Annotated in this window: 25 protein-coding genes, 1 tRNA gene, 2 rRNA genes and 1 pseudogene (1 of these 29 cut by a window edge); 11 read left to right on the forward strand and 18 right to left on the reverse strand. The window is 46.9% G+C overall.

Annotated elements, in window-relative coordinates; genetic code table 11:
* The 3 genes from ACI0FF_RS08245 to ACI0FF_RS08255 form a co-directional block, all read left to right on the forward strand.
* Positions 1-1185 (forward strand): 23S ribosomal RNA (locus ACI0FF_RS08245); it begins 1563 nt to the left of the window's first position.
* 90 nt (positions 1186-1275) lie between these two features.
* Positions 1276-1390, forward strand: a 5S ribosomal RNA gene (gene rrf / locus ACI0FF_RS08250).
* Positions 1391-1470: 80 nt separating this feature from the next.
* A tRNA-Met gene (locus ACI0FF_RS08255) sits at positions 1471-1547 on the forward strand.
* Between the two features lie 245 nt (positions 1548-1792).
* On the opposite strand, the gene ACI0FF_RS08260 is transcribed toward ACI0FF_RS08255, so the two are convergent.
* The 14 genes from ACI0FF_RS08260 to ACI0FF_RS08325 form a co-directional block, all read right to left on the reverse strand.
* Positions 1793-2596 (reverse strand): DNA adenine methylase, encoded by an 804-nt coding sequence (locus ACI0FF_RS08260; RefSeq protein WP_419799619.1) that lies wholly within the window; start codon positions 2594-2596, stop codon positions 1793-1795.
* Positions 2597-2707: 111 nt separating this feature from the next.
* Positions 2708-3346: a hypothetical protein gene (locus tag ACI0FF_RS08265; protein ID WP_419799620.1), complete on the reverse strand. Its 639-nt coding sequence runs from the start codon at positions 3344-3346 to the stop codon at positions 2708-2710.
* A 19-nt stretch (positions 3347-3365) separates the two neighbouring features.
* Positions 3366-3821 carry a hypothetical protein gene (locus tag ACI0FF_RS08270; protein ID WP_419799621.1) on the reverse strand — a complete coding sequence of 152 codons (456 nt, stop codon included), beginning with the start codon at positions 3819-3821 and terminating at the stop codon, positions 3366-3368.
* 17 nt (positions 3822-3838) lie between these two features.
* Positions 3839-4687 (reverse strand): hypothetical protein, encoded by an 849-nt coding sequence (locus tag ACI0FF_RS08275; protein WP_419799622.1) that lies wholly within the window; start codon positions 4685-4687, stop codon positions 3839-3841.
* Positions 4684-8661 carry a TipJ family phage tail tip protein gene (gpJ, locus tag ACI0FF_RS08280; protein ID WP_419799623.1) on the reverse strand — a complete coding sequence of 1326 codons (3978 nt, stop codon included), beginning with the start codon at positions 8659-8661 and terminating at the stop codon, positions 4684-4686. The genes ACI0FF_RS08275 and gpJ overlap by 4 nt, the downstream gene beginning before the upstream one ends.
* Positions 8645-9109, reverse strand: a complete 465-nt coding sequence (locus ACI0FF_RS08285; RefSeq protein WP_419799624.1) for a hypothetical protein — start codon at positions 9107-9109, stop codon at positions 8645-8647. The genes gpJ and ACI0FF_RS08285 overlap by 17 nt, the downstream gene beginning before the upstream one ends.
* Positions 9109-9594 carry a DUF1833 family protein gene (locus tag ACI0FF_RS08290; RefSeq protein ID WP_419799625.1) on the reverse strand — a complete coding sequence of 162 codons (486 nt, stop codon included), beginning with the start codon at positions 9592-9594 and terminating at the stop codon, positions 9109-9111. Before ACI0FF_RS08290 ends, ACI0FF_RS08285 begins: the two co-directional genes overlap by 1 nt.
* Before the next feature lie 12 nt (positions 9595-9606).
* Positions 9607-9969: a hypothetical protein gene (locus ACI0FF_RS08295; RefSeq protein WP_419799626.1), complete on the reverse strand. Its 363-nt coding sequence runs from the start codon at positions 9967-9969 to the stop codon at positions 9607-9609.
* Positions 9966-11717, reverse strand: coding sequence for a phage tail tape measure C-terminal domain-containing protein (locus ACI0FF_RS08300; protein ID WP_419799627.1), 1752 nt, complete (start codon positions 11715-11717; stop codon positions 9966-9968). Before ACI0FF_RS08300 ends, ACI0FF_RS08295 begins: the two co-directional genes overlap by 4 nt.
* 284 nt (positions 11718-12001) lie before the next feature.
* The gene (locus ACI0FF_RS08305) at positions 12002-13417 is read right to left on the reverse strand and encodes an IS1380 family transposase (protein ID WP_419797666.1); all 1416 of its coding nucleotides are present in this window, start codon (positions 13415-13417) and stop codon (positions 12002-12004) included.
* 345 nt (positions 13418-13762) lie between these two features.
* Complete coding sequence (locus tag ACI0FF_RS08310) at positions 13763-14053, reverse strand: type II toxin-antitoxin system RelE/ParE family toxin (RefSeq protein ID WP_419799628.1); 291 nt, start codon at positions 14051-14053, stop codon at positions 13763-13765.
* Entirely contained in the window at positions 14050-14298 is a 249-nt protein-coding gene (locus ACI0FF_RS08315; protein ID WP_419799629.1) for a ribbon-helix-helix domain-containing protein, read from the reverse strand. The genes ACI0FF_RS08310 and ACI0FF_RS08315 overlap by 4 nt, the downstream gene beginning before the upstream one ends.
* Before the next feature lie 73 nt (positions 14299-14371).
* Complete coding sequence (locus ACI0FF_RS08320; protein WP_419799630.1) at positions 14372-14641, reverse strand: hypothetical protein; 270 nt, start codon at positions 14639-14641, stop codon at positions 14372-14374.
* On the reverse strand, positions 14598-15101 hold the full coding sequence (locus tag ACI0FF_RS08325) for a hypothetical protein (protein WP_419799631.1): 504 nt from the start codon (positions 15099-15101) through the stop codon (positions 14598-14600). The genes ACI0FF_RS08320 and ACI0FF_RS08325 overlap by 44 nt, the downstream gene beginning before the upstream one ends.
* Before the next feature lie 462 nt (positions 15102-15563).
* Between ACI0FF_RS08325 and ACI0FF_RS08330 the strand changes: the two genes are divergently transcribed.
* Both ACI0FF_RS08330 and ACI0FF_RS08335 read left to right on the forward strand, forming a co-directional pair.
* Positions 15564-16082 (forward strand): hypothetical protein, encoded by a 519-nt coding sequence (locus ACI0FF_RS08330; protein ID WP_419799632.1) that lies wholly within the window; start codon positions 15564-15566, stop codon positions 16080-16082.
* A 93-nt stretch (positions 16083-16175) separates the two neighbouring features.
* Positions 16176-16613, forward strand: a complete 438-nt coding sequence (locus ACI0FF_RS08335; protein WP_419799633.1) for a hypothetical protein — start codon at positions 16176-16178, stop codon at positions 16611-16613.
* Positions 16614-16945: 332 nt separating this feature from the next.
* Here ACI0FF_RS08335 and ACI0FF_RS08340 read toward each other — a convergent pair whose 3' ends face one another.
* Entirely contained in the window at positions 16946-17911 is a 966-nt protein-coding gene (locus ACI0FF_RS08340) for a toprim domain-containing protein (RefSeq protein WP_419799634.1), read from the reverse strand.
* 425 nt (positions 17912-18336) lie between these two features.
* Here ACI0FF_RS08340 and ACI0FF_RS08345 point away from each other — a divergent pair, with 425 nt between their 5' ends.
* The 3 genes from ACI0FF_RS08345 to ACI0FF_RS08355 all read left to right on the forward strand — a co-directional run bounded on the left by ACI0FF_RS08345 (position 18337) and on the right by ACI0FF_RS08355 (position 19826).
* Complete coding sequence (locus ACI0FF_RS08345; protein WP_419799635.1) at positions 18337-18486, forward strand: hypothetical protein; 150 nt, start codon at positions 18337-18339, stop codon at positions 18484-18486.
* A 79-nt stretch (positions 18487-18565) separates the two neighbouring features.
* Positions 18566-19344 (forward strand): IS5 family transposase gene (locus tag ACI0FF_RS08350; protein WP_419796873.1). Its coding sequence is split into 2 segments (ribosomal slippage): positions 18566-18887 and positions 18887-19344, totalling 780 coding nucleotides; the frame shifts between segments, so codons are not numbered across the junction.
* An 83-nt stretch (positions 19345-19427) separates the two neighbouring features.
* Entirely contained in the window at positions 19428-19826 is a 399-nt protein-coding gene (locus tag ACI0FF_RS08355; protein ID WP_419799636.1) for a DUF1425 domain-containing protein, read from the forward strand.
* Between the two features lie 58 nt (positions 19827-19884).
* On the opposite strand, the pseudogene ACI0FF_RS08360 reads toward ACI0FF_RS08355, so the two are convergent.
* Positions 19885-20663 (reverse strand): annotated as a pseudogene (locus ACI0FF_RS08360) (IS5 family transposase).
* A gap of 48 nt (positions 20664-20711) precedes the next feature.
* Here ACI0FF_RS08360 and ACI0FF_RS08365 point away from each other — a divergent pair.
* Positions 20712-21170 carry a hypothetical protein gene (locus ACI0FF_RS08365; RefSeq protein WP_419796859.1) on the forward strand — a complete coding sequence of 153 codons (459 nt, stop codon included), beginning with the start codon at positions 20712-20714 and terminating at the stop codon, positions 21168-21170.
* 363 nt (positions 21171-21533) lie between these two features.
* Entirely contained in the window at positions 21534-23423 is a 1890-nt protein-coding gene (locus ACI0FF_RS08370; protein WP_419796860.1) for a DEAD/DEAH box helicase, read from the forward strand.
* A 37-nt stretch (positions 23424-23460) separates the two neighbouring features.
* Here ACI0FF_RS08370 and ACI0FF_RS08375 read toward each other — a convergent pair whose 3' ends face one another.
* Together ACI0FF_RS08375 and ACI0FF_RS08380 are read right to left on the reverse strand one after the other, a co-directional pair.
* Positions 23461-24144 carry a hypothetical protein gene (locus ACI0FF_RS08375; protein ID WP_419796861.1) on the reverse strand — a complete coding sequence of 228 codons (684 nt, stop codon included), beginning with the start codon at positions 24142-24144 and terminating at the stop codon, positions 23461-23463.
* A 70-nt stretch (positions 24145-24214) separates the two neighbouring features.
* Positions 24215-25546, reverse strand: a complete 1332-nt coding sequence (locus ACI0FF_RS08380; RefSeq protein ID WP_419796862.1) for an MFS transporter — start codon at positions 25544-25546, stop codon at positions 24215-24217.
* A 172-nt stretch (positions 25547-25718) separates the two neighbouring features.
* On the opposite strand from ACI0FF_RS08380, the gene ACI0FF_RS08385 reads away from it, so the two are divergent.
* Positions 25719-26399, forward strand: coding sequence for an outer membrane protein (locus tag ACI0FF_RS08385; protein ID WP_419796863.1), 681 nt, complete (start codon positions 25719-25721; stop codon positions 26397-26399).
* The last annotated feature ends 131 nt before the right edge of the window (positions 26400-26530 follow it).

A 26530-nucleotide genomic window follows, 5' to 3' on the forward strand; every position in this document is an offset into this window, starting at 1 on the left:
AATTCACCCGTAACTTCGGGATAAGGGTGACCTGTATTTGCGCAAGCAGATATGGGTGTCACAAAATTGGGGGTGGCGACTGTTTACTAAAAACACAGGGCTCTGCGAAGTCGCAAGACGACGTATAGGGTCTGACGCCTGCCCGGTGCCGGAAGGTTAAAAGGAGTGGTGCAAGCCATGAATTGAAGCCCCGGTAAACGGCGGCCGTAACTATAACGGTCCTAAGGTAGCGAAATTCCTTGTCGGGTAAGTTCCGACCTGCACGAATGGCGTAACGACTTCCCCGCTGTCTCCAACACCAACTCAGCGAAATTGAACTCTCCGTGAAGATGCGGAGTTCCTGCGGTTAGACGGAAAGACCCCGTGCACCTTTACTATAGCTTCGCAGTGGCATTAGTAACTAAATGTGTAGAATAGGTGGGAGGCTTTGAAGCAGAGACGCCAGTCGCTGTGGAGCCACCTTTGAAATACCACCCTTTTAGTTATTGATGTCTAACCGCGGTCCGTGAAACCGGATCCGGGACCCTGCGTGGTGGGTAGTTTGACTGGGGCGGTCGCCTCCTAAAGCGTAACGGAGGCGCACGATGGTAAGCTCAGGCTGGTCGGAAATCAGCTTTTAGAGTGCAATGGCATAAGCTTGCCTGACTGTGAGTCTGACAAGACGAACAGAGACGAAAGTCGGTCATAGTGATCCGGTGACTCCTCGTGGAAGGGTCATCGCTCAACGGATAAAAGGTACGCCGGGGATAACAGGCTGATACTACCCAAGAGTTCACATCGACGGTAGTGTTTGGCACCTCGATGTCGGCTCATCACATCCTGGGGCTGGAGCAGGTCCCAAGGGTTTGGCTGTTCGCCAATTAAAGTGGTACGTGAGCTGGGTTTAGAACGTCGTGAGACAGTTCGGTCCCTATCTGCCGTAGGTGGAGGATACTTGACAGGATTTGCCCCTAGTACGAGAGGACCGGGGTGAACGAACCTCTGGTGTACCAGTTGTTCCGCCAGGAGCATCGCTGGGTAGCTAAGTTCGGACAGGATAACCGCTGAAAGCATCTAAGCGGGAAACCCACCTGGAAACTAGGTATCCCTGAGAATCGTGGAAGACTACCACGTTGATAGGTCAGGTGTGGAAGTGTGGTAACACATGAAGCTAACTGATACTAATCATTCGATAGGCTTGATGAGCAACCATCATGCGTAGAATTAAAAATCTACAAATCAATTCTCAACAGAAACCTGTATAATATAAAAGATAATCTAGATCTCTTTGGATGGCCTGGTGGTTATGGCACGTGGCAAACACCCGATCCCATCCCGAACTCGGCCGTGAAAACACGTTGCGCTGATGGTACTTCGTCTTAAGGCGCGGGAGAGTAAGTCGCTGCCAGGCCTTCCAAAGAGATCTAACCTATCACAATCGTTACCCAAAGCCGCCTCGCAAAAGGCGGCTTTGTCGTTACAATATACCAACGCGGGGTGGAGCAGCCCGGTAGCTCGTCAGGCTCATAACCTGAAGGTCGTCAGTTCAAATCTGGCCCCCGCAACCACTAGAACCTAGTAACTAATTATAGTTACTAGGTTTTTTGCCGTTTAAGTCCTGCGATTTGACAAGTTGAATCTAATCCGTTTATCCTTACACATTCATTACACAAATTACACAGTGTGAAACACATTAATCCAATCTCGAATGTGAAAGTCACCAATATGTATAGCGCGGCGGCGGTTTCTGGACTTTTTTGAGTTAGTTTCTGGACAGAAAAACCGTTAAAAACCGCTGCGCTCGTTCAATCTTCTAACGCTCCAAATTGGAAATAATCAATTCCTTAGCCTTCGTCGCCCCATCCTTGGCCACAGAATAATTGAGGCTCACTTCTTCCATTTCGAACTGGCCAAAGATGTCTCTGATCTCAGGCACATCATTAATCGACAGAATGAACTGGCCTTTAATATTGGCCAGCATGTCAGCCAATCGTTCGAAGTCGGCCCGTTCAAACATACCTTTGCCATAGTCCTTTTCACCACCATGATAGGGTGGATCAAGATAGAACAGCGTTTCATCGCGGTCATATCGTTTGATCAGATCCTGATAAGACAAGCATTCAATGACCACGCCAGCCAACCGACTATGGATATCATCCAGCATCGGGCCGAGGTTTGTAATGTTGAACCGTCCGCCTCGATCGGGCGATACTCCAAAATTACCTGTTACCTTTCCGCCAAAGGCGAGGCGTTGCATATATAGAAAGCGACCGGCACGTTCCAGATCGGTCAATGTCTCGGGGTCTGTTTGCCGCAAGCGTTCAAACTCTGCGCGGGATGAGATCTGGAATTTAAGGGTTTCCATAAATTGAGGGTAATGACGCTGCAAGATGCGATAGAAAGTGGCCAGTTCTTTGTTGAAGTCGTTAATCACCTCTGAGCGAGGACGAAGGTTGCGGCGAAGAAAGATTCCGCCCATGCCCACAAATGGCTCAACATAGGTTTTATGATCAACCTGATTGATCTTTTCAATGATTACTTTGGCCAAACGGCTTTTGCCACCAAGATAAGGAGCAGCTGGTTTGGTCGGTTCGGTCGGCATTAATCCTTTAGTCATTTTTTTATTCCATATTAGCCCCGCTTGATCGAGCTGGCGGGGCGGCTTATGTCGTGAGGGCGCTTTAGTGTCCCCTCGGTTCAGGCTGTTTGCGCAACCTGACCCCCGTCGTTACGAAGGTATTTGGTGTGTCCACTTTCCATTGACAGTCTCAACAGCCCAAGGTCCAACCGGGCTTGTTAGCTGCCAAAAAACAGGGTGATCTTTTGTGTTGTCTAATGTCACAACACCTTTGTCGAAAAATACACAAAGAACGGCGTGACCGGGAACGGTCGCCACGCGCAGTGCACCTTTGGGGAAATCAGGGTCACGTTCAATAATGGCAAGCTTGAATTGAACTGCGAAGGACTGGCAATCAAACGGACCATCGGGGTCTGACCTAAACCAATTCCCCGCTTCGGGATCTTGTCGCCAAGTAAACGTATCCATAACCTGCCAAAAGGCCAAGCAAACGGTTACCCAATTGGCCTCGCTTAATTTGGCAGTCTCTTCCCGATCAAAGTGAACAGCTTCACCGACACCTTCAGTCATATAGCGGCGATGATCCTGAACACCCGCCCATGCTTGACGCGGCGGAAGATGATCTTGCAAATCCCACGGCACGTTATTAACGCAATAGGTCCGGTGTTGTTGCTTTTCCTTGATACGCCGTTGCGTCTTGCGATTGGCCAACTCTTTCTTTAGAAAGAAGAACGCACCGACCACTAAGACAAAGCCAAGGAAACTCAGAATTAAGGTGAAATCAAACATTTTAATTCCTTCCTGCCTTTCAAATATCTCGTGCGCCGGCCCATGCAGACCGGGTTTTAATCAAGGCGTATAAATCGGCGCGAGTGATCTCACCGTTTGTTGCCAGATTGTCCGCCACCTCAATTGCAGCGATTTCTTGCGCGCCGAATGGCTTGACGCTTTCGAGCTCTTTTCTTTTTTCCTGAACGTCGATACCTTTTTGGAAAAGGTCCAACTGCGCTTTCTGCGCGGCTACATAGTCCTTCGCAGCCTGTGCGTCGCCCAGAGTTTTGTGGATTGCGTCATACTCTTTTTCCAAAATTGCCAATTCTGCGGTGACGGCCTTAAAGGCCTCGCGAGTTGCCGCATCTTTATACGACTGAACAATACACGCGGCTTTGCCGTCTTCATAACTGACCGAGATACCGGCGATACAATGATAGGCATCGACAATCTGGATAGAAGGCATCGGAGTTGAGGTAAGAATCAGTGCCATAATAATATTTCCTTTATTTAAGCTGTTGCGAGTTGTGTGACAGTTCCAGACGCACCGCGCCAATAGAGGGCACCGGCGGAAACATAAAGAATACCGCCTGCGGGGTTGTTTCCAGCAGGGACGGCCATTGCGTTATACAAATAAACAGATTTATCGCCGCCTAGGGTCGCGACAGTACCGTAGGTAGCGTTATAGGACGCACCCAAACGGAGGTTGGTACCACCCCCGGCGCTCTCTGGTCCAATATCGGCATAGCCCGACGAACCGGCATAAGACAGTTTTAAAGAGTTGGTTGGACCGCCGCCTGAAGCCGCGTTTTCCACACGTATCGTCCCATCACCAAGAATTGTTGCACCCGACACACCTGTTGGACCTCTAAACGCATGCGCACCCGCATCATGGTAAGCGGCACCGGGTGCGCGCTGCCAGTAATCGCCATTGCTGTTTTTAGGTATAATAAAGGCGGTTTCATCGACTGTACGAATAGCGGCATCATTTGCTAAAAAGTACAAATTTCCTTTATAGAAGGTATTCCCATCTTCCTTGTATCGGACGTGTGGATTAATTAAATCACTACCTGCATATATGTGAAGTTCCGTCCCAACCGCTATGTGTTGCCAGTCAAAATCATTTGCTGTCGGACGGTGCATTAAATAAGACCCATTTCGGATCTCTGCTGATCCTTGGAAAATTGATGGCCCACTAACGCCTAGCCCTGTTTCTTCCGTACCAATCCGTTCTGATAAATGTGTTCTCAGTTGATTGAACAAGTCAACCAAAGTTGATAACTCCACACGCGCTTGTTTCGGATCGTCACCCGTCCCATCCAAGTGTGTCTTGCTTGCAGCTGTTGGAAACGCGGTCATATTGCAACTCCTTTTAATTCGATATCGACCACCGCATCCGCCAAGGTGCCGGTCGCATCATAGATTTGAAATTCCGCTGCCGGTTTGCCGGAGACGGTTGTGTTTTTTGAAATTAGGCGTGAGGTCCAGCCTTGACCTGCCCCTTGAATGGCACGGATGGAAGGTGTGGTCAGCAGACCAATTCCGCCCAATGTTGCTACCCGAAAATGACCCGTTGCAATACGTTCGAACCACCACCGGTTTTCAGTTGCCGGGTCAAGATCTTCAAAGAACTCGGTTTCAACAATCGCATCGGCATGAACCGTTAGCGCCGATAATTCAGGCGTTGCCCCGCTAACGCTGACACGCACCTTGAAGAAACGACCTTGAACAGCACCGGCAATAGGGGCGTAAACCGCATCGCCAAGAATATCAGCCCAAGACCCGCCGAGTGCCGACCAAGTATTTGGAAGATCATCCCATGTGACCTCATTGGCCACGGCAACCTCTGTCGAGAAAACGCCTTTACCCTGAGTGTTGATTGTTGGTGTAAACCGCAAGACGCGTCCGACATCCATCCAGTCTGTTTCATAAACCAATGTCTTGGCAGGTAAAATCGTGCTCCACGTATCCGGCAAATCATCCCATGTGTCAGGTAAGCTATCCCAACCTCCATTTGAAACAGCACGCAGAAGCCCATCAATTTTATAGCCATCGGTAATCGTTCCCGACCAATTCAATTCATGCTCAAAAGAACTGGCCAAATGGGTGCGATTACGCGGATCATCAATAGTTGCCGTGATATAGGCGGGGGTATCTGACAAACGGCCATCAAGGTCTTGTAGTCTTGCCGCCAGCAGGATCTCGCCTGTTTGATCAAAACGCACATCATAAGGTGAAGCCGTCAGCACCCCTTCGTGAAGCGGGGTCATGTTTTCCCATGCGGCTGTGGGGTCTGTAGCAATGCGTATCTTTAAACCGCCACCCTTTGTGACCGGCGGCGTCCAGTTATCCAAACTCCAAGACACACGACGCAAACCATCTGATAGGCGCGTGATCAGAAAGTTCTCAACGTTCGGCGGATTTGGGGCATCGTCAATAACTGTCAAACGTGAGCCGGTAAGAGTTGCAAGGGGGAGTTTGCGCCCTGTGGCGGAAACGGCGACCACTTTAGTCCACACACTTTGACCTGCTGGAATACCCTTGAACGTATAGCTTCCTTCCGATCCGCCTGCGGTGACAAAATAAAGCTCGTCTTGTCCGCCGACAGTCCGCCAGATTTCAAATCCGGCAGCGCGGGAGCCTTCCGGCATCGTCCAGCTTGCTTCAACGTTGAATTCGTAAAAATCCCCCGTCCATTTTGTCGATTGTTCCAATGTGACGGTCGGGGCCGGTGGCGTTGTGTTTGGATCGGCATTTACTGTTGTTTCATGGGGAGGGATGGTTTCTTGATCGACATTATAGACCTCAGGCGCATAGGGTTTGAGGTCAAGCCGGGCATTCATTTCCTTATCCCAGCCTATGCCAGTGACGATGAAATCGGCAACCACTGCCTGATAGCCGCCAAAGGTGACAAAGTCTTCGCGCTCCGGGACTAAATCCTGAGGCGTTGTAAATTCAAGCCGATTTGTGCCGCCAATAACGGTGACAACATCACTTTCAAGATGACGGTCATCAGCAAGCCGGATAATACATTGATAGGTTTTACCGCCCTCCATCGGGAAGGTTTCATCGCAAATAACAGCTATACATTTGCCATTGCCATCAACTTCGTTTGAAAGGATCCGGCCAGATCCTAAGCCCCAACGTGGCACATCGTGGTTTACACCGACACGGGAACCACGACGACAGCTTAAGGCCTGAAAGTCTGTGTAAAGAACAGCATCTTCCATACCGCGCAGTCGAGCTTGGGAAAGATGAAACTTTCCATCGTATGTGATTTGATCCGCGCCGGTGTGACCGATCATCGGCAAGGCTTCAATGATTGTGGCCGTGTCTTTATTATAACCCGCATCGTAGACGATGATTTCATCGTCTTTATAACCTTCATCAGCATTCACAAAGGGCACCCGCAAGGCGTGCGGCGGTTCCGCAAAAATCTTGGTCCCCTGAAACCCCCAAGAGTTACGCGGTGAGAATAATTGTGCCCGAACGGATTGAGGACGATCAACAAGAACGGTGTATTTTTGCCCATCGTGATGGGGGCTGGCACGACCAGAGGCGCAAATTTCGCGGATAAGATTTTCCACAGTCGTATCGGAATCAACAACTGCATCAAAGGTGCGATTTGGGTCTGTATCCGCCCATTGTTTTAAAGCGTCCAGATCGACACGCTCAAGAGGAACCGCTGCCGCGTTCTGACGTTCAATCATCACCGACAAAACGGCCCATGCCGGGTGGCGGGTTTGTTGATAGATGATTTGTGCTCCATCCCAAACTGGCAGCCATGATTGCCCGACAAACCATAATTCATCCACAACGCCATTGAGTTGCCCGGAGGCTTTAATTTCCAATGCCAATTTAAACAGGCCCGGCATATCTTTGATCGGGTCGGCATTTTCAATAGCTCGAAGGGCGGACACCTGAATTTCATTAATAGATCGGTTTGAATAGGTATACTCCGGCCCGGCGTTTGGATCGCTGGACAACATCAAGGGACGGCCACTATCAGCACGACCACCGTTGCCGCCATAAGGTGAATTACCATGCCAGTGCGAAGAAGGAGAATAAGGCCAACCCGTATCATACATATCGGGATTGATTTCGGCATATCCGGCATTATCAAAATACACCGTCTTGGGCCGACGAAATCGGATTTTATATTCCCCATAAGGCACACTGAACGTGCCCCCGCGACGAGCCGGACCGATTTTGGACGATGTAACCATCAATCGTCCATTAAATTTGGTGTGTGTCCATCCGGTATGCCAAACTGCATCCTGCCAGTCATCGGCATTTATCGGGGAATATTGAACCTCAACCAGAACCCCTTCACCTACCGGGTCACCCTTGTCTAATAGATAATAACAACCACGCGGACAAACCACGTCGATAGAAATTGCGTCCACATATCCGTTGACGACACGCTCGGTCCAAGCATCGTCCGGGGACAGCGTAATAGAGAGAATATCTTGGCGCACCGTATCCTGCACCATTGTCAAATCGGTGTCGCTATCAAGGCCTTCGCGCAATTCAAAACGGACGCCGTCATAAAGTTCAAGCGGAGTGTCACCAATATAGAAGCCTGAAGCCTCCCCCTCTGACAAAACCGATACCCGGCCTTCCATCGCAAAGGTCTGAATAAACAACTCATCATCCCCGTTTAATCGGGTGCGCGGTGTCATGGCCAAGGGCGGATAGACTTTACGACGGCCGAACAACTTGGGAATAATGCCGTCCGGGTTTAATTGATTTTTTGTGCCGGTAATGGAATGCAAAGTGGTTTCTGCCATTCCGGCATTTGACCCAAATCCCATCGACGCAAGGTTTGGGGTCGGCACACTCGGGGCGGGTGCAATCATGCTGGAGAGCATGGACCCCACAAGCATTGTGCCACCCATGATGACGGCCTTACCGATTGCAAGTGCGGACACTCCCCCAATGCCAGTGACTGGAACACCCATTGAAAAGGCAAGGCTTGCAGCATAATTGGCAGCGAGGTAGCCACCAACAGCAATAGCCGCGATCATAATCACGGTACCCAGCACATTCTTACCGCCACCGCCGCCACCGCCGCCTTGCATGTGGAAGACGATATCGACCTGTGTGGTCTGTTTGACCTTTACGCGGTGCCAGTAGTCTTGAGGGATGGGGACACCGCCCACATAAACAGAGGCATGCCCCGCCTCAGCCAAAGCCAAATCATTTTCGTCCGGTAATGCCCATTCGACAATTTCAGAAATCTTGGCACCGCTTTTAAACAGCTTGGTTTCGCGGTCATCTGTCAGAGGGTTATAAACTGTTTTCACCGGGACCAAATCAATACAGGGAGGCATGACGGAACACTCCCTTTATCCGTGGCTTGATACTTAGATCATTACGGTAATCCATCAGGCGCGTTTCGGTGTAATGTTCGGCCTCAATCGCCCAGCCAAACTGTGACACAACCATTGCCACATGAAGATCGGCTTCAAGCCAGCCGCGCTTGGTCAAAAAAGACCCGGACATCCACAACACATCGAAAAGGCGGTGTTGATCTTCTTCCACACGGATCCATTCGCCGCTTTGTGATTGTGCCGTCAAGGCCGCTTCAATCGCTTGACCATCACGAACGGAACGATACAGTTCGCGGTGATCGGGCAAAATGATCTTCGTATGTTCCTTGAAGATCAGGCGCAGGACACCGAAGCAATCCACGCCGTTATAATCCCGGCCTTTATCGACATAAGGGATACCGATGTAAGCGTTCAAAAATTCAGGGACATCATGTGGCAATTGAGACATCACGACATCCCCCGGAAATTCGTTCTTTTGAAACGGCGGCCATAGGGTTCATTGCGCCAGTCTTCCGGCAAGCCGAGTTCACCCGTTACAATTTGCGCGTCATAATCAGACTTGGTTAAATGCCATTTAAACGGGCCGTGTTGAACCACATCTGGCTTTGTAGACAAGACTTGCTCAATCGTGACATCGGGTTTGCCAACCACGCTTTTGATCGTATCAATGATCATGCGGTCCACATTGGCAATCGTCAGTTCAACCCCATGAAGCTGGTTTTCGTCCTGATCCGGCAATTTGGCTTCAAAGCCATAACAGATATAATCATGGCCTCGTGAGGTCACTTTGCGAATGCCGGTCGCATCCTTGGCCACAAGGTCATTACAAACCCGGATAGGCTCAGACAAAGACGGGTGTTCGATTGTGATCAAGGTCGTAAAACGATCAGCAACACGTTGTTTATTGATTACTCTTTTTGCATCTACATCCATATCCCGGTCCCCTTAAGGCAAAATCATTAAAGGGAGGCTGACGATATATTCTTGTGCGGTGACCTTGGTTTGCCGATACGCCTTTTCCCGGAACTGGACATTCAGGGTGACATTTTCGTCTTCGGGGTCGGGCAGATCAAAATCCAAGGCTCCAAAGGCAAGACTGACTTCAAAAAAATTCTTGAAGGCCGCAAACTGCACTGGAGTCATGGAATAAGGGCAATCCATATCAACAAGATTAACCGTTGTGCGCAGCCGCGTACTCGGCGGTCCTGCCTCAAACTTGCTTTGAACAAAGTTCGGACGTGGTTCGCGCCAAAACCCTTTGGCAAGTGGACTTTTCGGTAAAGTTGCAGGCCAGATCCGTTCGCTCATCTCCGCCTCGCTTTCGGTTCCATGCCCCAACGGTTGCGCATGGTTTGATCGTAGCCACCGCGTGCCATATCTTTTTTATTGGTGTCGCGGATGAAAATCCGTGCGCCTTCCATACCGCCGGGCCCTTCAATCGGTTCCACCTCGACGGGGTCACTATCTGCATTCGTGCGCTGATCGATAACCTCAACATAAATATTTCCGCCACCGCCCATGCCGGATGTTTTCACCCCAAGATCACCAGAGGGCGTTCTAAAAAGCGGCATGACGGCTTCAGGATCATTTTCCGCCATAACACCAAGCTGCCCACCTCCGAACTGAAACATCGTCGGTGTAGAGACGATGGAGTTGCTAAACGCACTGCCTTGCGCAAACATCTGGACCCCTTGTGGAGTAAACGCATTGCCTTTTGCAGAAAACAAGGTGGATACAAAACTACTGGCCATATTGGCAAAGGGGCTAATCACATTCGTGCGAATGATGATCCGGGCTATGTCGGCGAGAATACTTTGCGTCATATCCCTAAAGGATGCCTTGGTCCCGGTGGATAGACTGACAAGATAATCTTCCGCGCCGCTAAAGGCTTTTCCCATCGCCGTTTCAACTTGGCTGGCGGTGTCGCTTGCTTCTTCTGAAATCTTTTTAAACCCACGGACAAACCCTGCATCCCAATCTGTGGATCCTTGTAAAATCATATCGTCATATATTTCATCAAGGTGGGCTTTCATCTCCTTGTAGCCTTTGCCCAAGGGATCAAGGCCCTTCATTGCGTCTTCGCGCCACATCTTGGCTTGTTCGGCAACCCGTTCCTGTTGTGGCAATAATTCGATGTATGCCTTTCTGATTTTTTTTACGGCATTTTCGTGATCTTTGATTTGCTTGCTTGTCCGTGTCGGGGCGGACTTGTTTGCCGGTGCATCTGGAATGCCCGTTGATTGTGTCGTCGGGGCGGTACCCGGATCCAGATCGGCAAGGCGTGATTGATAACGTTGCGCGGCTCGGGCGGCGACATCATCAATCACACCACCGGCAAGTTCGTCGGCCCCTTGCCAAACAGCGCCCATCCAGTCGCCAAGCCAGTCCTTGTTGAAATTCTCACTGACGGAGTTCTGAATTTTCTCGCCGGTTTCAGACAAACCACTTTGAAAAGATCGATTAAGCGCGTTGCTGGCCAATTGACCGGCTTCTTCAAAATCACCGGAAAACAGCAATTTCGCTGCGCCACCGATATCGCTAAAACCCTCCATAATAAAATCGAAGGCATTATCAAACGCATCTGCCACACCATCGGCACCGATAACGGCCACGTCACCGATGGATGCAAAAACGGCAATGGCCGTGTTGTACATTTCTTTATACCAGCCAACGACCTTTTGCAGTGTTTCAAAGGTTGCCTGTGCCCACGCCCCTTCTGCAAATTCTTCAGCCATGCCCCATGCGCCGGCAATACTTTGACTGACATATTCCCACGCACCCACCACGAAATCGGTCACGGTGGCGGTTTGTTGTCCAACTGTGACGGCTTCATTTCTGAAATAAATCAACGCGGCAACGGCTGTCCCAAGAGCAAGGCCGATGGCCCCGATCGGTGTGGCGGACATTGCCAGCAAGGCAACGGTTGCAGCTTTTGCACCTCCGGCAATCGAAACCAAGGCACTCGCCGTTTTTAGAGTGGTAAAACCGCCAAGAACCGCAATGGCCGCATCACTGTTTTCGACAAGGAACTGTAAAGCTTCAGACGCAAGATGCACAGCGCCGCCGAGTGTAGAACCGATAGCTTCAGCCGCTTGATCAAATTGCGAACCGTTAACCCGGATAATTCACAAATTGATTTGTCGTGGGTATTTTCCTTACCAATTACCCAAAAATCATTTGCAAATGGGTGCAACCCATCCTGGCTGGCAGGTTTGTGTTGGTGGTGTGAGGATATTTACGCGCAAAAACAACCATGGGTAGATTATGTATGATTTGGGGGCGTGCTGACCTGTTCCTTTTTGTAAAGGCTGTAACTTATTGCGCACTGAATAAGCCGTTTTTATATGGGGGCCATGAGCCGCTGCCAGGCGGTGAAGAAAAGGCTCTGACAGGGATAGGCATCCGGGAAGCTCAGTTTAATCCGGCGCACAGAACGCGTGACCTTGGCGCCAATCTTGAAAAGCTTCAGTCGGATGGTGCGGGGGGCGGCTTGGGAGAGTATCGTGCCTTTCAGCGCTTTCAGGCGAAGATGCGTCATCAGCACATAGGCAAAGCCCTCCAGCAAAAGGCGCAGGTAGTTGGAACGGAATTTATGTGCGCTTGCGCGATGCCCAAATAGATCGAGCTGACAATCCTTGATGCGATTTTCCATATCGCCACGCGGGCAGTAGATTTTTTCGTACAGCACACGAGCGACAATGTCTTTGCCCAGGGGTTGTTTGTTCCTTGCCATCTCCTTGCGCGCTTCCTTAACCCCACGGATCACGCGGGGGCAGGTCTCATCCAGCGAGGTCATGAGAAAACGGACATGCTGGTCACTGCCCTCACGATCTTCGATTTTGGCAATCACATTGTAAGGCCGACCCCACGACCCGGTCTTGGGAATATGGGCAAACAGGCCGAAGTTTTTCAGGAAGGTGCGCCCCTCTTGGACCCGTTGCTTTGACGTTTGTGAACGGGCCTGTGTTGCCTTGCGCAGAAGATATGAATTACGCGCCAGTCCAAAGATAAAGTCCACTCTGTTGGCCTTGCACCAGCGAATGAGAGGTTTGCGCACAAACCCGCTATCTGCGCGCACCAGGATATCGACCTCGGGCCAAGATTTTCGGATTTGTTTGACGATGGTGGAGATGGCGCGGCGGGCCCCTTTGGCCCCATCACAATCGCCTTCGCGCAACTGTGCCCACAGCAGGTGCGGCCCGCAGAAAATATACAACGGCAGAAAGCCTCGCTGTTCGTAATAGCCATTCCAAGCCGACATTTCCTGATGACCATGCACTTCAATATCGGTGGCATCAATATCAAGAATGATATCATGGGGGGGCTGCTTGTGATGATCCAGAAACAGATCGCACAGCAGTTCCTGCATTTTATAAAAACGAGGACTGAGTTTGTGATAGCGTTTGTTGCCCGTTGTTGTGCAGCACTCCACCCGCCCCAGGGTGACGGATGAGGCCAGCTTGTCTGTTTCTTTTTTGGACATCAGCCGCAGGGCCGGATCAAGACACAGGCTGTCATGATCATTCAAATCCTCATAGCCAAGGGCCAACCCTGTCACCCGCTGGGCCAGCAAGTCAGGCAGGTCGTGGCGAATATAACGCGCATCGCGCTCATCCCAAAAACAACCTGCCAAACGGGAAAATAAATTCATCCGGCGCGCTGCTTGGCGCAATAAAACCACCCCGCCATCCGACGTAATCTCCCCACCGTCGAAGGCGGCCACAACCTGCTTTTTCCCCTGAGATGAAAACAACATCGAAAAACACCCTGTTATTTTTAGTCACAGAGAATTTTAACATAACTCGCTGTTATTGTTCATGTTATTATAGATAAGGTAAAGGTTTGTGACGAATTCGGGTTGAAGTGCGTGAGGTTTGGCATACGCCTGCTCATCATCTTGGCTTTTGGCAAAGCAAGCTGGCTCGAAGGAATGCGGGTGAAAATAAAAATACAAAGGTGAATTTACAAACACCAACAAAAGCCCCTGAACCTGTCGTTTCAATTGTGAATGCGACAGGAGGGGGAATTCAACAATTTGATTTTGGCTTTTAGCTGAAATGATACTCCCTTCAGAAATGAAGGGAGTTTTCTTTATGAAGGTTTAAGGTAAGGAAGCCCCCACATCCTGTTGACCCAAGATACGAACAATAAGGATGTAATCGGTCTCAATACGATAATAGATAGCATGAGAGCCGTAAACACTACGGCGGTAATCAGGGGCAATATGATCAACAGCGGGATATTGCTTTGGGGTATTCGTAATATCACTAAATCGCATTTTTAAGCCATTGGCATACTTAACGGCCTGAGCTTTTCCAAAATGATCAATGCTGAATTCAAATATTGATTCGAAGTCTTCAGCAGCTGCCTTGGTCAGTCTGAAATTTGTCATGCAGTGATCTTACGCTGCAAGACGCTTTGTATAATATCATCGGGGGATTTTTCACTGAGACCGCTATTTTCACCTTCCTGCAAGGCAAGGCGGATTGCGGCAATTTCCGAACGTTCTCGTGCCCGTTCACGGCGGATCAGTTCATTTACAACTTCGCTGTTACTTTTATATTCACCTTCAACCTCAATCTTGGTTTTTAACCATTCACTATTGGGGTCGGTAAAAGAAATGCTTTGTCTGCTCATATCAATCTCCGATGTTCTGTTGGTGCAATATTACACCAAAAATGTGAATTGACGCAAATCAAAGTAAGTCAGGTTACCCAAGTAAATCGGTTTCTTGGCGTAAGTGGTGTTTAACAAATGTGCCAAGGGGCACTAGCCTCGCTTGATTTTTCAGTGCGTCATATTCAGATGCTTTGAGTTTAAGCACCACAACCTTATTTTCTTTTTCACCAGCAGCCTTGCATTTACGCCCCGTCTTGGTGGTCAAACCATCAGGCAATGAATTTTTAAGATCAAGCTTAATAGCAGATAGATCATTCTTACTTGGCATAATATTTTTGGATAAAGGAATAAAGATCGTCAAATTGCTGAGCAACCTCCCTATAACTATAACGCCTGAGCGGATTGCCCTTCATAATTTGACGAATGGATTTTTCTTTTTCAAAGATAGCATCAAATGCCTTTGAAAATTTTAACGGCAACACAGGCACATGAAAATCAATCTTGGCTTCAACCATTTTTTTTATGTTTGTACAATCAATGCTCAACATCCAGCCATTGTCATATTTTGTGGTTTTTGTTTTCTTGGCAATTTTTGTTGCCACAACGATGATGTTGTTTGTAAAGCGTGAGACTTCTGCAATGGTGTGAATGCCTGCATTGATGCTTTTAAGCTCGTTATAAATGGGAACGACGACCACATCACTTTGTAAAATCGCAGACGTGATGCTTTTGGCTTTTCGCGAGATTGACCCAGCCAGATCAAAAACCATGTCAATGTCTTCCGGGATATGTGGAAATGGTTTATCTGGATCGACGCTCAATAACCTTTCTTTCGGGATAATCCCGTCCAGAACATGATAAGGTTCGTTTGTTCAGATTGCGTAGCCCTTATCAAGAGCGATATTGACAGCAATAGGTGTTTTACCCGCAGAACCTTTCAGGCTGTAGACCGTAATTTTCATAAGGTTTTTATTAATCAAATAAACTTGTAAAATCAGTATATTCAATAATTTTAATTCACCAAATTTAACTTTATAACTCTGGTGTTTCAGGTGCCTCGGTTAAACAGGGAAACCGATTTGCTATTTGGAAATTATCCATATAATTGGATCAAGGCTTTGCCTCCTAATAAGTTTATCCTTTAAATTTAGTTGATGAAAATTACAGATAAAGAAATCGCATCTCTCATTCGTTCTGAAGAAAATATGAACCGTTGGGCAAGTTTCCTATTTCCCCATTGAAAGGCCCATTGACTTGATCAAGTACGCATCAAAAAATGGACAGTGGTTTTACCTGATAAGAGGGAAGTCTGTGCATCGGTCACAGTAAAGCCCGTTGTTGGCGGGAAAGCTTTTACCTATCGCAGTTACGATGTGTATTTGGCCTTGGAAGAAATCTGGTATGCGCGAGACATGCCAGATGAACCAATGCAAATATCGCTCAGAGAGATTATGCGCTACATGGAAGTCCCCATCAAAGGGAAGTGGTGCAATATCCTCATAGAGGAGATGCAGCGCCTATTTGAGACCACTTTATCATGGTCCCTGTCATATAAAGCAGATCAGCCTCACCAGACGGTTAAAAACCAGCATATCTTAGAGACGTTCGATTATGCAAGTCTGGATGAAAGGGCATCATTGGGTAATCGTTTTGAGAAAACCTGCTTTGTGCGTTTTGATCAATATATCCGTGATAATTTGAAAAAACGCAGGACGATCCCTGTAAACTGGAAAGCGAGAAAGGCAATCACGTCATCCGTGGCAAAGGTTCTCTACAGCCGCCTTGATAATATTCTGGCCTGAAATCCTTTCTATGAAAGAAAGGCCCTTAATCTCGTTGAAGACCTCGGTTTAATGCCTGGGCGATATAGATACAAAAGCCAAAGGCTTCAGCTTTTGGAGAAACTTCAGTCTCAGTTGAACGGACTTGAGCTTTCAACTCTTCAAAAACTTTCCTTTGAAATCAGGGAAAGTGCAGATGGTGCAGACTGGAAATGCGTTTGTAAGGCTAATGGTGAACGTGGAAAGACAAAGCCAAGTTTGCCTGTTGCGAATAAGGATGATGATTACCAAGCTTATTTGGCTGACGAGATTGGTAAAGTAGTTGGTGCCATGAAAGAAAACCGCGATCTCTATATGTGTTTTGCCCGTTTTTATTCTGACAATATGATCTTTAGGGCTTTGGGCGAGTTCAAGGAATTGAAAGCTGGAAAACAAGACATCAAGAGCCGTCAAAAATATTTCACCGCCATTATGCACCGCCTTGCTCATTCCGTCGGAAAAGATTGGATCAAACCATGTGGGGCTGAATGTAGCTTGCGCCCAAAATGTTAAAAACTCCTGAGACAGTCTGTGCAAGCAGTTATCCGACTGTGTCCCTTTGTGTAAAACTCTTTGACCCTTTGTGTCAGTTGCCATGACCCTTTGTGCAAAGGGTTGTGACCCTTTATGCAAAAATGACTTTCAGGGGTGGCAGAAGAGTGGGGCATAGGCCCATAATTTTTTGCAGGAATACTAATGTTAGGTAGGACTATTAAATAGGAGTTTATAAATACAGTCTGAACTTTGAATAATTTGCGGATGAAAAAAAGAAAAATCATAGAGGGTGACTTATCTTATAGGCTGAAAATATGGTTATGATTTTACGGGGTGAGATTAATTGACCTTCATTGCTTCAGGTGCTTTTGTGATTTTGCAACCCATTTTTCATTGAAATCTTTGAAGCTTGAATAGAGACCAGATTTGTCGATCAGAACAGTGTCTAATTTGGCCTGCTTGTAAAACTCAAGAGCATCACGCCCGGCCCCATCATTATCCAAAAATAGATAGGTTGAAGGCGGCTGATATTTGGTAACCACTTCAAGTAATTTCTCCCTGAGTGATGTTGAATTTAAAATCACGATTGTGGCTTGAATTTCTGTAATGCCTTTTTCAGTTTCAAGGAAAGCAAGGTAGGACAGGAAATCCATGAATCCTTCAAAGACAATAATGTCGTTTCGATGGTGTGAATTTAGGACGGATATATCTTTGCCTTTGCCGACAAAGCCTTTGAACTTGACATTACGAACTTCAAAGCCCTCACCATTAGGCCAGCCAAGCGCAAAATATTCAACCAGCTTATCAGCAGGTTTAAAATGCACCTGCTTTAAATATTGCTTCGCAATATGTAGAGGAATTTTACGGCTTTCGATATATTCAAGTAGGCCAGGGTGTGACAATTCTTTCACTGAAATTAACTGAAGGCTTTTATCAACCTCTTCAGTTTTTTCTTTTTCACCAGCAAAAATTCGCTCAAATTTTGTCAAAGGACGGTCTTGAACATATGGAGAACGCTTTTGTGCGTATCCCCCCTGATAAAGACCCGACCTTTCCAAAATGGAAAGTGCCTCTTTAACAGTCGTGTTTCTGATTATGCACACGAGGTCGATAATATTGCCGCCCTGTGCCAGCCCATGATCAAACCAAATATTATCGTGATGATCGACTTTGAAGGACGGTGTTTTATCGCCTTCACGTAGAGGGCTTGAATACCATAATTCTTTGCCGTCCATTTTAGAATGGGCAGGCGTGATGCCTTCAATATTTTCAAGGTAGGAAGAAATAGGAATTGTTTTGGCTTGGTCTGCGCGCATAAAAAATCTTTAAAAATAAAGTTCAGGCAAATTATATGGGCAAAACCCGAAAGCGCAAATTTCATTTTAGACTTTATCAGCGTAAAGGGGGGAACATATCAGCGTTGGGAGACATCAACCAACGGGGCAATTTTACAATAAGCGGTTTTAAGGCTGTTTAACAATTGATGTGGAAGAAACAGCTCTTAAAAACGACAAGCCCTCAAATGTTTTTTGAAAATATTTTCAGACTTGGTTTTCAGGTATATGTTGATTTCTGTTTATTGTTTATATGCAACTATTGAGAGATGATGCAATTTTTTTAAAAACTGTGTTTCATGCCGATTATCTTTGGATAGAAACACGACATTTGACAGCTTGTCCTCGCATTGTGAGGAACCCGTGGGATTAATTGTCCCGCTATTTTAAATCGTAATTATGAGATTATGACAACCAATTTACAAGACCAGCTACAGGCAGTGGTGAAGGAAAATAACATTCGCAGCTTTGTTGCAGAAGAAGCATTGGGAAATGAGGATACTGAAACATTCTTCAGAGACCTTGCCCAATATGGGTGCCAAAGTGGAATGGTCTGATCGCTAGGTCCTGTTGACAAAGTGGGTTCACAAATTGCTTAGAATGTGATTCAAGACTTCTTTTTATGAGGAGAAGTCTATGCGGAATTTGATGAGCGACGATGAATGGTTATTCTTCGAGCCATTCCTTCATGCCCAAGGGCCAAAATCTGGCCGTCCTCCCTCAAATCACCGCCTCACTCTTGATGGTATTTTTTGGATTGCCCGGACAGGAGCACCTTGGCGTGACCTCCCCAATTACTTCGGTAAATGGTCCTCTGTTTATCGTCAATTCCGCCGCTGGACATTGCTCGGCGTTTGGGATGTTCTACTGGATGCCTTGAACGATGCCAAAGCCGTTCCAGATACAGTGCAAATGATAGATAGCACAATCATCAGAGCCCATCATCAGGCTGCTGGGGCAAAAGGGGGACTCAAAAAGAGGGTCTCGGCCGTTCAAAAGGTGGCTTTACGTCCAAAATACACCTTCGAACAAATGCCGAAGGCTTGCCAATAGCTCTGGAAATCAGCGAAGGCCAAACATCAGATTACAAAGGGTATGCTCCATTGATGGAATGGGGTGGTCCAGATGCCAAGGTTCTATTGGCAGACAAAGGCTACGATGCAAACTCCATTCGGGACGATATGGAGAAACGCGGTGGATACGCCATGATCCCAATGCGGAAAAACCGAAAGGAAATCACTCCCGTTGATGATTTCGTATATGGCTTGAGAAATCAGGTTGAACGCTGCTTCAACAAACTCAAAAATGCTCGCCGGGTTGCAACTCGGTATGACAAGACGATGCTCAGTTTCCTTGGCTTCGTGCAGGTCACATCAATTCGGGTATGGGTAAAATACTTTGTCAACAGGACCTAAGTTGAAGCCTCTTGACTCAAGGTTGGTCATGCGCAACTATTTGGCTACGTGTTAATGCTTAGGGTAGTGTTTGGGGGAATGTAATGCTTAGAAAAGCTTACTTTTTGTTGTTATTAGGGGCTTTGTTTTTTTCGGATTCGGGGCTTTCGTATGCAGAAGATGGCATTGTAGACCAATCGCATCCAAGAGCACGGTTAGTCTTGGGTAGTGCAGACCTTGTTGATAAGGTCAAAATCATTAAACCTCGTGTTGCTCCATTGGGAAATTTCATGCGCGGACAGGTAATGGTACAAAATTTGACTGATGCAAAATTTCTTCTCGATTACAAATTTGATTGGTTAGACGATGAGGGCTTTCTTGTTGGTGATGGAGGCGTTTGGTTTCCAATTGTCCTCGGTCCTCGCGAGATGAAACCTTTCAAATCTCTTGGCAAAAGTGAATTTGCGGCTCGTATGCAGGTGACGGTTCGCCTAACACGTTAAATTGAAAAATAATTAACGATTTAAACTAAAAACAAGCTCTGTGTGCTCCATAAGGAGATTAGGTCCTGTTGACAAAGTATTTTACCCATACCCGAATTGATGTGACCTGCACGAAGCCAAGGAAACTGAGCATCGTCTTGTCATACCGAGTTGCAACCCGGCGAGCATTTTTGAGTTTGTTGAAGCAGCGTTCAACCTGATTTCTCAAGCCATATACGAAATCATCAACGGGAGTGATTTCCTTTCGGTTTTTCCGCATTGGGATCATGGCGTATCCACCGCGTTTCTCCATATCGTCCCGAATGGAGTTTGCATCGTAGCCTTTGTCTGCCAATAGAACCTTGGCATCTGGACCACCCCATTCCATCAATGGAGCATACCCTTTGTAATCTGATGTTTGGCCTTCGCTGATTTCCAGAGCTATTGGCAAGCCTTCGGCATTTGTTCGAAGGTGTATTTTGGACGTAAAGCCACCTTTTGAACGGCCGAGATCCTCTTTTTGAGTCCCCCTTTTGCCCCAGCAGCCTGATGATGGGCTCTGATGATTGTGCTATCTATCATTTGCACTGTATCTGGAACGGCTTTGGCATCGTTCAAGGCATCCAGTAGAACATCCCAAACGCCGAGCAATGTCCAGCGGCGGAATTGACGATAAACAGAGGACCATTTACCGAAGTAATTGGGGAGGTCACGCCAAGGTGCTCCTGTCCGGGCAATCCAAAAAATACCATCAAGAGTGAGGCGGTGATTTGAGGGAGGACGGCCAGATTTTGGCCCTTGGGCATGAAGGAATGGCTCGAAGAATAACCATTCATCGTCGCTCATCAAATTCCGCATAGACTTCTCCTCATAAAAAGAAGTCTTGAATCACATTCTAAGCAATTTGTGAACCCACTTTGTCAACAGGACCTAGGCGTTTGGACCAAACAAGCAAATTCCCCAACTTTTAAATATATCGGCCAGTTTTGGAAATATCTTCAAAGGCACAAGCAACGCCTGGCTGAAGATGAAATACTGATCGCTGGGGATTTTAACAGTAATACCCAATGGGACAAGTGGGACCGATGGTGGAACCACAGCGATGTGGTTAGAGAACTGGAAGAGCTACACATAAAAAGCTTGTATCATAATCATATAGGTCAAGCGCAAGGCAGCGAACTCCAGCCTACATTTTACATGTACAGGAAACAAGAGAGACCCTATCATATCGACTATATGTTCGGTTCAGAAATGTTCTACGAAACAATCATTAACTTTCAGATCTTCCAAGAAGGAAAATGGCTTGAAGTGAGTGATCATTTACCACTGCAACTAAACCTCAATAGCACAGACCTACCGCAATAGATGAAGCAGGCTTTACTCTAACGCCATATTGAATGCCCCAAAAGGAAAGTGCTTGCATTCTGGCAGGCGGAAGTGTAGGTAAGGGTTTCGGTCTATTTGCGCTTATTTTGGATACGCGTAAATTATTGATTTAAAGCTTATTTTTCAGTTTTGGTTATCGTTTGTTTTCTCATAATCTTAATCATTGGAAAGTTTTGCTCTTTTAAGCGAAGTTTTTTTCAACGGACCGGATCCGCCCAAACCTGACGGGAACTATTCTCGAAAATAGATAAAGAGCGTGCCATGACCGGACATTGCGGTCATACTCAGGGCACATGAAAACAAGAGAAGTATAATAATATCTTCTCTTTTGAAAGATACAGTATGACAAAATTTGAAGGTGTTGTTTCATCACTCGAACAGGCATTGGTAAAACGAGGCTATGAAACGTTAACACCTGTTCAGGAGGCTGTGATTGCCCCTGAGATGCTTGATGTAGATGCGCTTGTTTCTGCACAAACCGGTTCCGGAAAAACCGTTGCCTTTGGTTTGAACTTTGCCCCCACAATTTTAGGCGAAGCGACAAATTTTTCCCGTGCGGAAAAGCCCTTGGCGCTGGTCATTGCACCGACACGCGAACTCGCCCTGCAAGTGAAGCTGGAGCTTGAATGGCTTTATGAATTCACCGGGGCCAAAATCGCGTCTTGTGTCGGTGGTATGGATATGCGAACCGAACGCAACAACCTGTCACGCGGCGCACATATCGTCGTCGGTACGCCCGGACGTTTGCGCGACCATATCGAGCGCGGGTCTTTAGAGCCGTCGGCGCTGCGTTGTGTTGTTCTGGATGAAGCTGATGAAATGCTGGATCTGGGGTTCCGAGAAGAACTGGAATGTATCCTGGATACCACACCGGTTGAGCGCCGCACCCTGATGTTTTCCGCAACTGTCGGGCGCGGGATTGCCACCTTGGCGAAACGCTATCAACGGGACGCTGTTCGCCTTGAAACCAAGGCAGCGGAAAAGCAACACCGCGATATTACATATAAGGCCTTTCAAGTCGCCCCGAGTGACCGCGAAAATGCCATCATCAATATCTTGCGTTTCCATGAAGCCAAAAATGCCATTATTTTCTGCGCGACCCGTGCGACCGTCAATCATTTGCACAGTCGCCTGAACAACCGGGGCTTTTCTGTTGTCGCATTGTCCGGTGAACTGAGCCAGAATGAGCGTTCTCATGCCTTGCAAGCCATGCGTGATGGACGTGCCCGCGTTTGTGTCGCAACCGATGTTGCCGCGCGCGGTATTGATCTGCCCAATCTGGAACTGGTGATCCACGCAGACATTCCCCGCAACAGCGAAGCCTTGCTGCACCGAAGCGGACGAACAGGACGGGCAGGGCGAAAAGGGGTCAGCGCACTGGTTGTGCCTTACAATCAACGCCGCCGCACAGAACAAGTCTTGAACCATGCCAAAATCACTGCAGATTGGACCAAGCCGCCCTCTGTCGAAGAGGTCCTGCAACGTGATCGCGAACGTTTCCTGACCAACCCTGTGTTCGATCAGGAAATTGACGAAAATGAAAAGGACTTTCTGCAGGACGTCATGGCGAAATTCAGCCCTGAACAAATTGCACTGGCCTTGATCCGTCTGCAAAATACCGAACAACCAGCCCCTGAAGAATTGCTGGATGCCCCGCAAGGCAAAGACCGGGAACGCCCCGAAAAAGGCCCAAGGGTCGATTTTGAAAACGGCGTCTGGGTCAGTCTCTCTGTCGGGCGCACACACAATGCGGAACCTCGTTGGATTTTGCCCATGCTCTGTCGGGCAGGCCATATCACCAAAGGGGAAATTGGCGCGATTAAAATTCAGGATGATACCACCTTTGTTGAATTCCACCCTGATAGCATTGATAAATTCCTCGCCGCTGTCGGGCCAAGCCGCAAGGTCGAAAACGGCGTCACCATTGATCGTTTAAAAGAAGTCCCTGAATTTAGTTCTGATACACGGGGCAAACGCAGCGCACGTGATAACAACCGCAAAGGACGCAGCAGAAATGATCGCGAAGATCGAGGAGAGCGTCGTCCGCGCAAAGCTGCCCATCGTGGGAAATCTGGTGAACATAAAAAGTTTGAAGGCAAGTCAAATGATGACAGTGCCCCAAGAACAGACAAGCCTGCAAAAAGCAAAAAGTCTTATAAACCCAAAAAAGACGGGGACAGTAAGGCTGGCATGGGCCCGATAAAACGCAAGCGTAAGCCAAAGAAAATCTAATACAAAAAAAACCTTGTTCGCTTGAGCAAGGTTTTTTTTATTCTAAAATAGAAAACGGATGCTCCGCTTCAATAACTTTAGAAAAATCGGCCATAAAAGTTGAATATTTGCTGCTTAAATAATGATAGAGCGGTTTGCTTTCCACAGTGAATTTAAGGCGGGGGGAGACACTTAAGCGTCCATCATCCATCAACAGTTTAACCGTTTGTTTTTCACTTAAAAAACCGCCAATTGCCCCACGATTAAACGCTTCATACATTTTATCTTCCGAATAAAACTGGGCAATATTCTGCATGTCCAAAAAATGTTTTAGAATATATTCTTCGTGCCATTTAATGCCCTTAACGTATCCCAAGGGTTTTTTATTCGAGATATTATAATCAGAGTTTTCCCAAATGGCATTTGTGAGTTTAAAAAGAGGAACAAGGGAGCGCACAAAGGTCTGCTCATAAGCTTTTTCAGCAAGAGACAAACGGTAAAGCTCACCATCCACCAGCTTTTTATTGAAGTGCAAGATTCCTCTTGTACCGGGTAAAGGGACGACCTTTATGTTACAGCCTAATTTCTTATAAATTTTCACTAAAATTTCTTTAGCCGGAATTGCCAAAGGATCCCCCTGCATCATTCCGATTTTTTGGGGGCAATAACTACTATTAGACTGTGCATTTACACTAAAACTACTGATAAGAGCAATTAAAGCAACTGTTAAAAATTTATACATATGAATGAACATCCCCGTTTATATATAAAAAATATAGCTAGTAACGTTGATTTTCAACTATAAAACATTATCAGTCCGTCATCCGAATTGTATCGTCATCATCAAGGGCTTCTTGATCTGCAATTTCTCGTTCTTCCATTTCTCTTTGTGCTTCATCCGCTAATTCCTCGGCTTCCTGATTTCGAGGATCAAGCGGACTGACAGAAGGTGTAACAGCAAGCATTTCGAACACAAAATCTGTTTTTTCATCGTTCGACAAAGTTTCTTTCTTAAAGATACGAACCGCTGCCACCACAATCAACGGAATTTGAATAACAAACATAAAGATAAACAACCCCTTTGGCCCAATAATTTGCATCGCCTGAGCAGAGACCAACGGAGCAATCAACGCACCCAATCCATAAAATAAAACCATCGATCCGCAAACCGGGACAAATTCATCTTGTTCAAGATAATCACTAATATGGCTGGATGAAATGGCATAAAGCGGGAAGGCCATAAAGCCTAAAAGAGCCGCCATATATTTGATGGTATCGGCATTCAGGAAAGCAGGAATTAAAAAGAGTGTGCAAACCAAAGATGTCCCAAGTCCCAATCCGAGGATAATTTTACGTCGATCTATACGGTCTGAAAGCTTCCCAATCGGCCAAAGAGCAACCATCCCACCAACCATCAGGAAAAACATGACTTGAGAGACATCGGATGTATCCAGCCCGATCCGCAAAACATAAACAGCCAGCATTGTCCATAATGCACCGCTGACCAAACCGGACACTGCAATCCCCAGCATGCCAAGTGGAAACCGCTTTGCCAGCTTGCCAAACGCCATTGTCGAACTTTCCTGAATTTCAGGTGCAACAATCTTTTTCCCCAAAGTGAGAGGAAGAAGGGCAACCGACAAGGCAACAGAGACCAACACAAACAGATTGTAACCGGAAACTGAAGTCAAATTCAGGAGAATTTGGCTGATTGCTGAGGCACTCAGGACAATCAGCATGTAAACAGAAAACACCGTCCCACGATTATCATTGCCTGTAGATGCATTTAACCAGCTTTCTCCAACCAAAATCAATCCGCCAAAGCACAAGCCCGTTAAGAGGCGCAAACAAAACCAGACATAAGGATCAACAAAGACCGCATGCAACAACGTCGCCGCAGAAGAAAGAGACGCAAAAGCTGCAAAAGACCGGATATGCCCAACACTGTTAATAAAAGAGGGAATAACAAAAAAGCTGACAATATAGCCCAAGAAGTAAGAAGACAGGATAAAGCCGGTGGATGTCAACTCAAAGGACTCCATCTCTGCACGTAAGCCCAGCAATGTGCCTTGCAACCCACCACCGAGGTTGATCAACCAAATACTCGCTAACAACGCGATAAACGGTGAGATTGCTCTGCTCATACTCTTATTCACCCTAACTGTATTTTTCATAATTCACTCTAGTCTTTCGCATTCTATGGAAACATTTTAAAGCCTTGTTGTGCAATGATTGTTTAAAAAAAATAAACAAAACTTGACAGCTCCGACAGCGAACAATTTAAAGGTGTAAAAATTACATAAAAGGAAATTTAAAATGATTAAAAAATTTGCGCTGTCTTTAATGGCCTCTATGTCTGTCGCATGCGTTGCGCAAGCTGGCGGTAACTCACCTTATTATGGTCGGGTTGATGGGGGCATCGTGATCGCTGAAGATACCTCCTTTTCTTCTTCCGCCACCCAATACGGGGTGACTGTAAACGCCACAGGTAACATCGAAAAGAAAGCTGGCTACACCATATCCGGTGCAGTAGGTCGCCATATGAACAACCTTGTTGCCCTTGAACTTGAAGCCGGATACAGCAAGTTTGATTACGACAAAGTCACAGGGAACCTGACGGCAAGCGCTGGGGGGACAAACTATGTTGTCAACGGCAGTGCAGATATTGATGGTTCCATTCAAACCGTGACAGCAATTGCCAATGCTATTTTCACGCCTCTGGGGAACAAAAAAAGCAGACTTTCGCCCTTCGTTGGCCTTGGGATTGGTGCGGTTTATAGCAAAGATACAATTGATTCTATCGGAACATTGCAAGTCAATGGCAGCGAAAGCGATACAAACCTTATTGCAAACGCAATTGTTGGGTTGGATTACGCAATCAACAAGAATACATATGTCGGCGCAAAATACCGTTATCTATGGGCAAACACTGGTCAAAACGGTTTTGACGATATGAAAGCACATACACTTACAGCAAACGTCACATTTAACTTCTAGGCTATCGCCGCTAAATTTACAGTTTTACAGTCTATTAAACGGGGCAGATTATCTGTCCCGTTTTTTTATAAACTCGCTAATATACTTCATTTAAAATACCATCAACAATTAATGAAAATCATTTGCAAATA

The organism is Terasakiella sp. 4MB5A (genome assembly GCF_050058155.1).
GTDB classification, from domain to species: domain Bacteria; phylum Pseudomonadota; class Alphaproteobacteria; order Rhodospirillales; family Terasakiellaceae; genus Terasakiella; species Terasakiella halodenitrificans.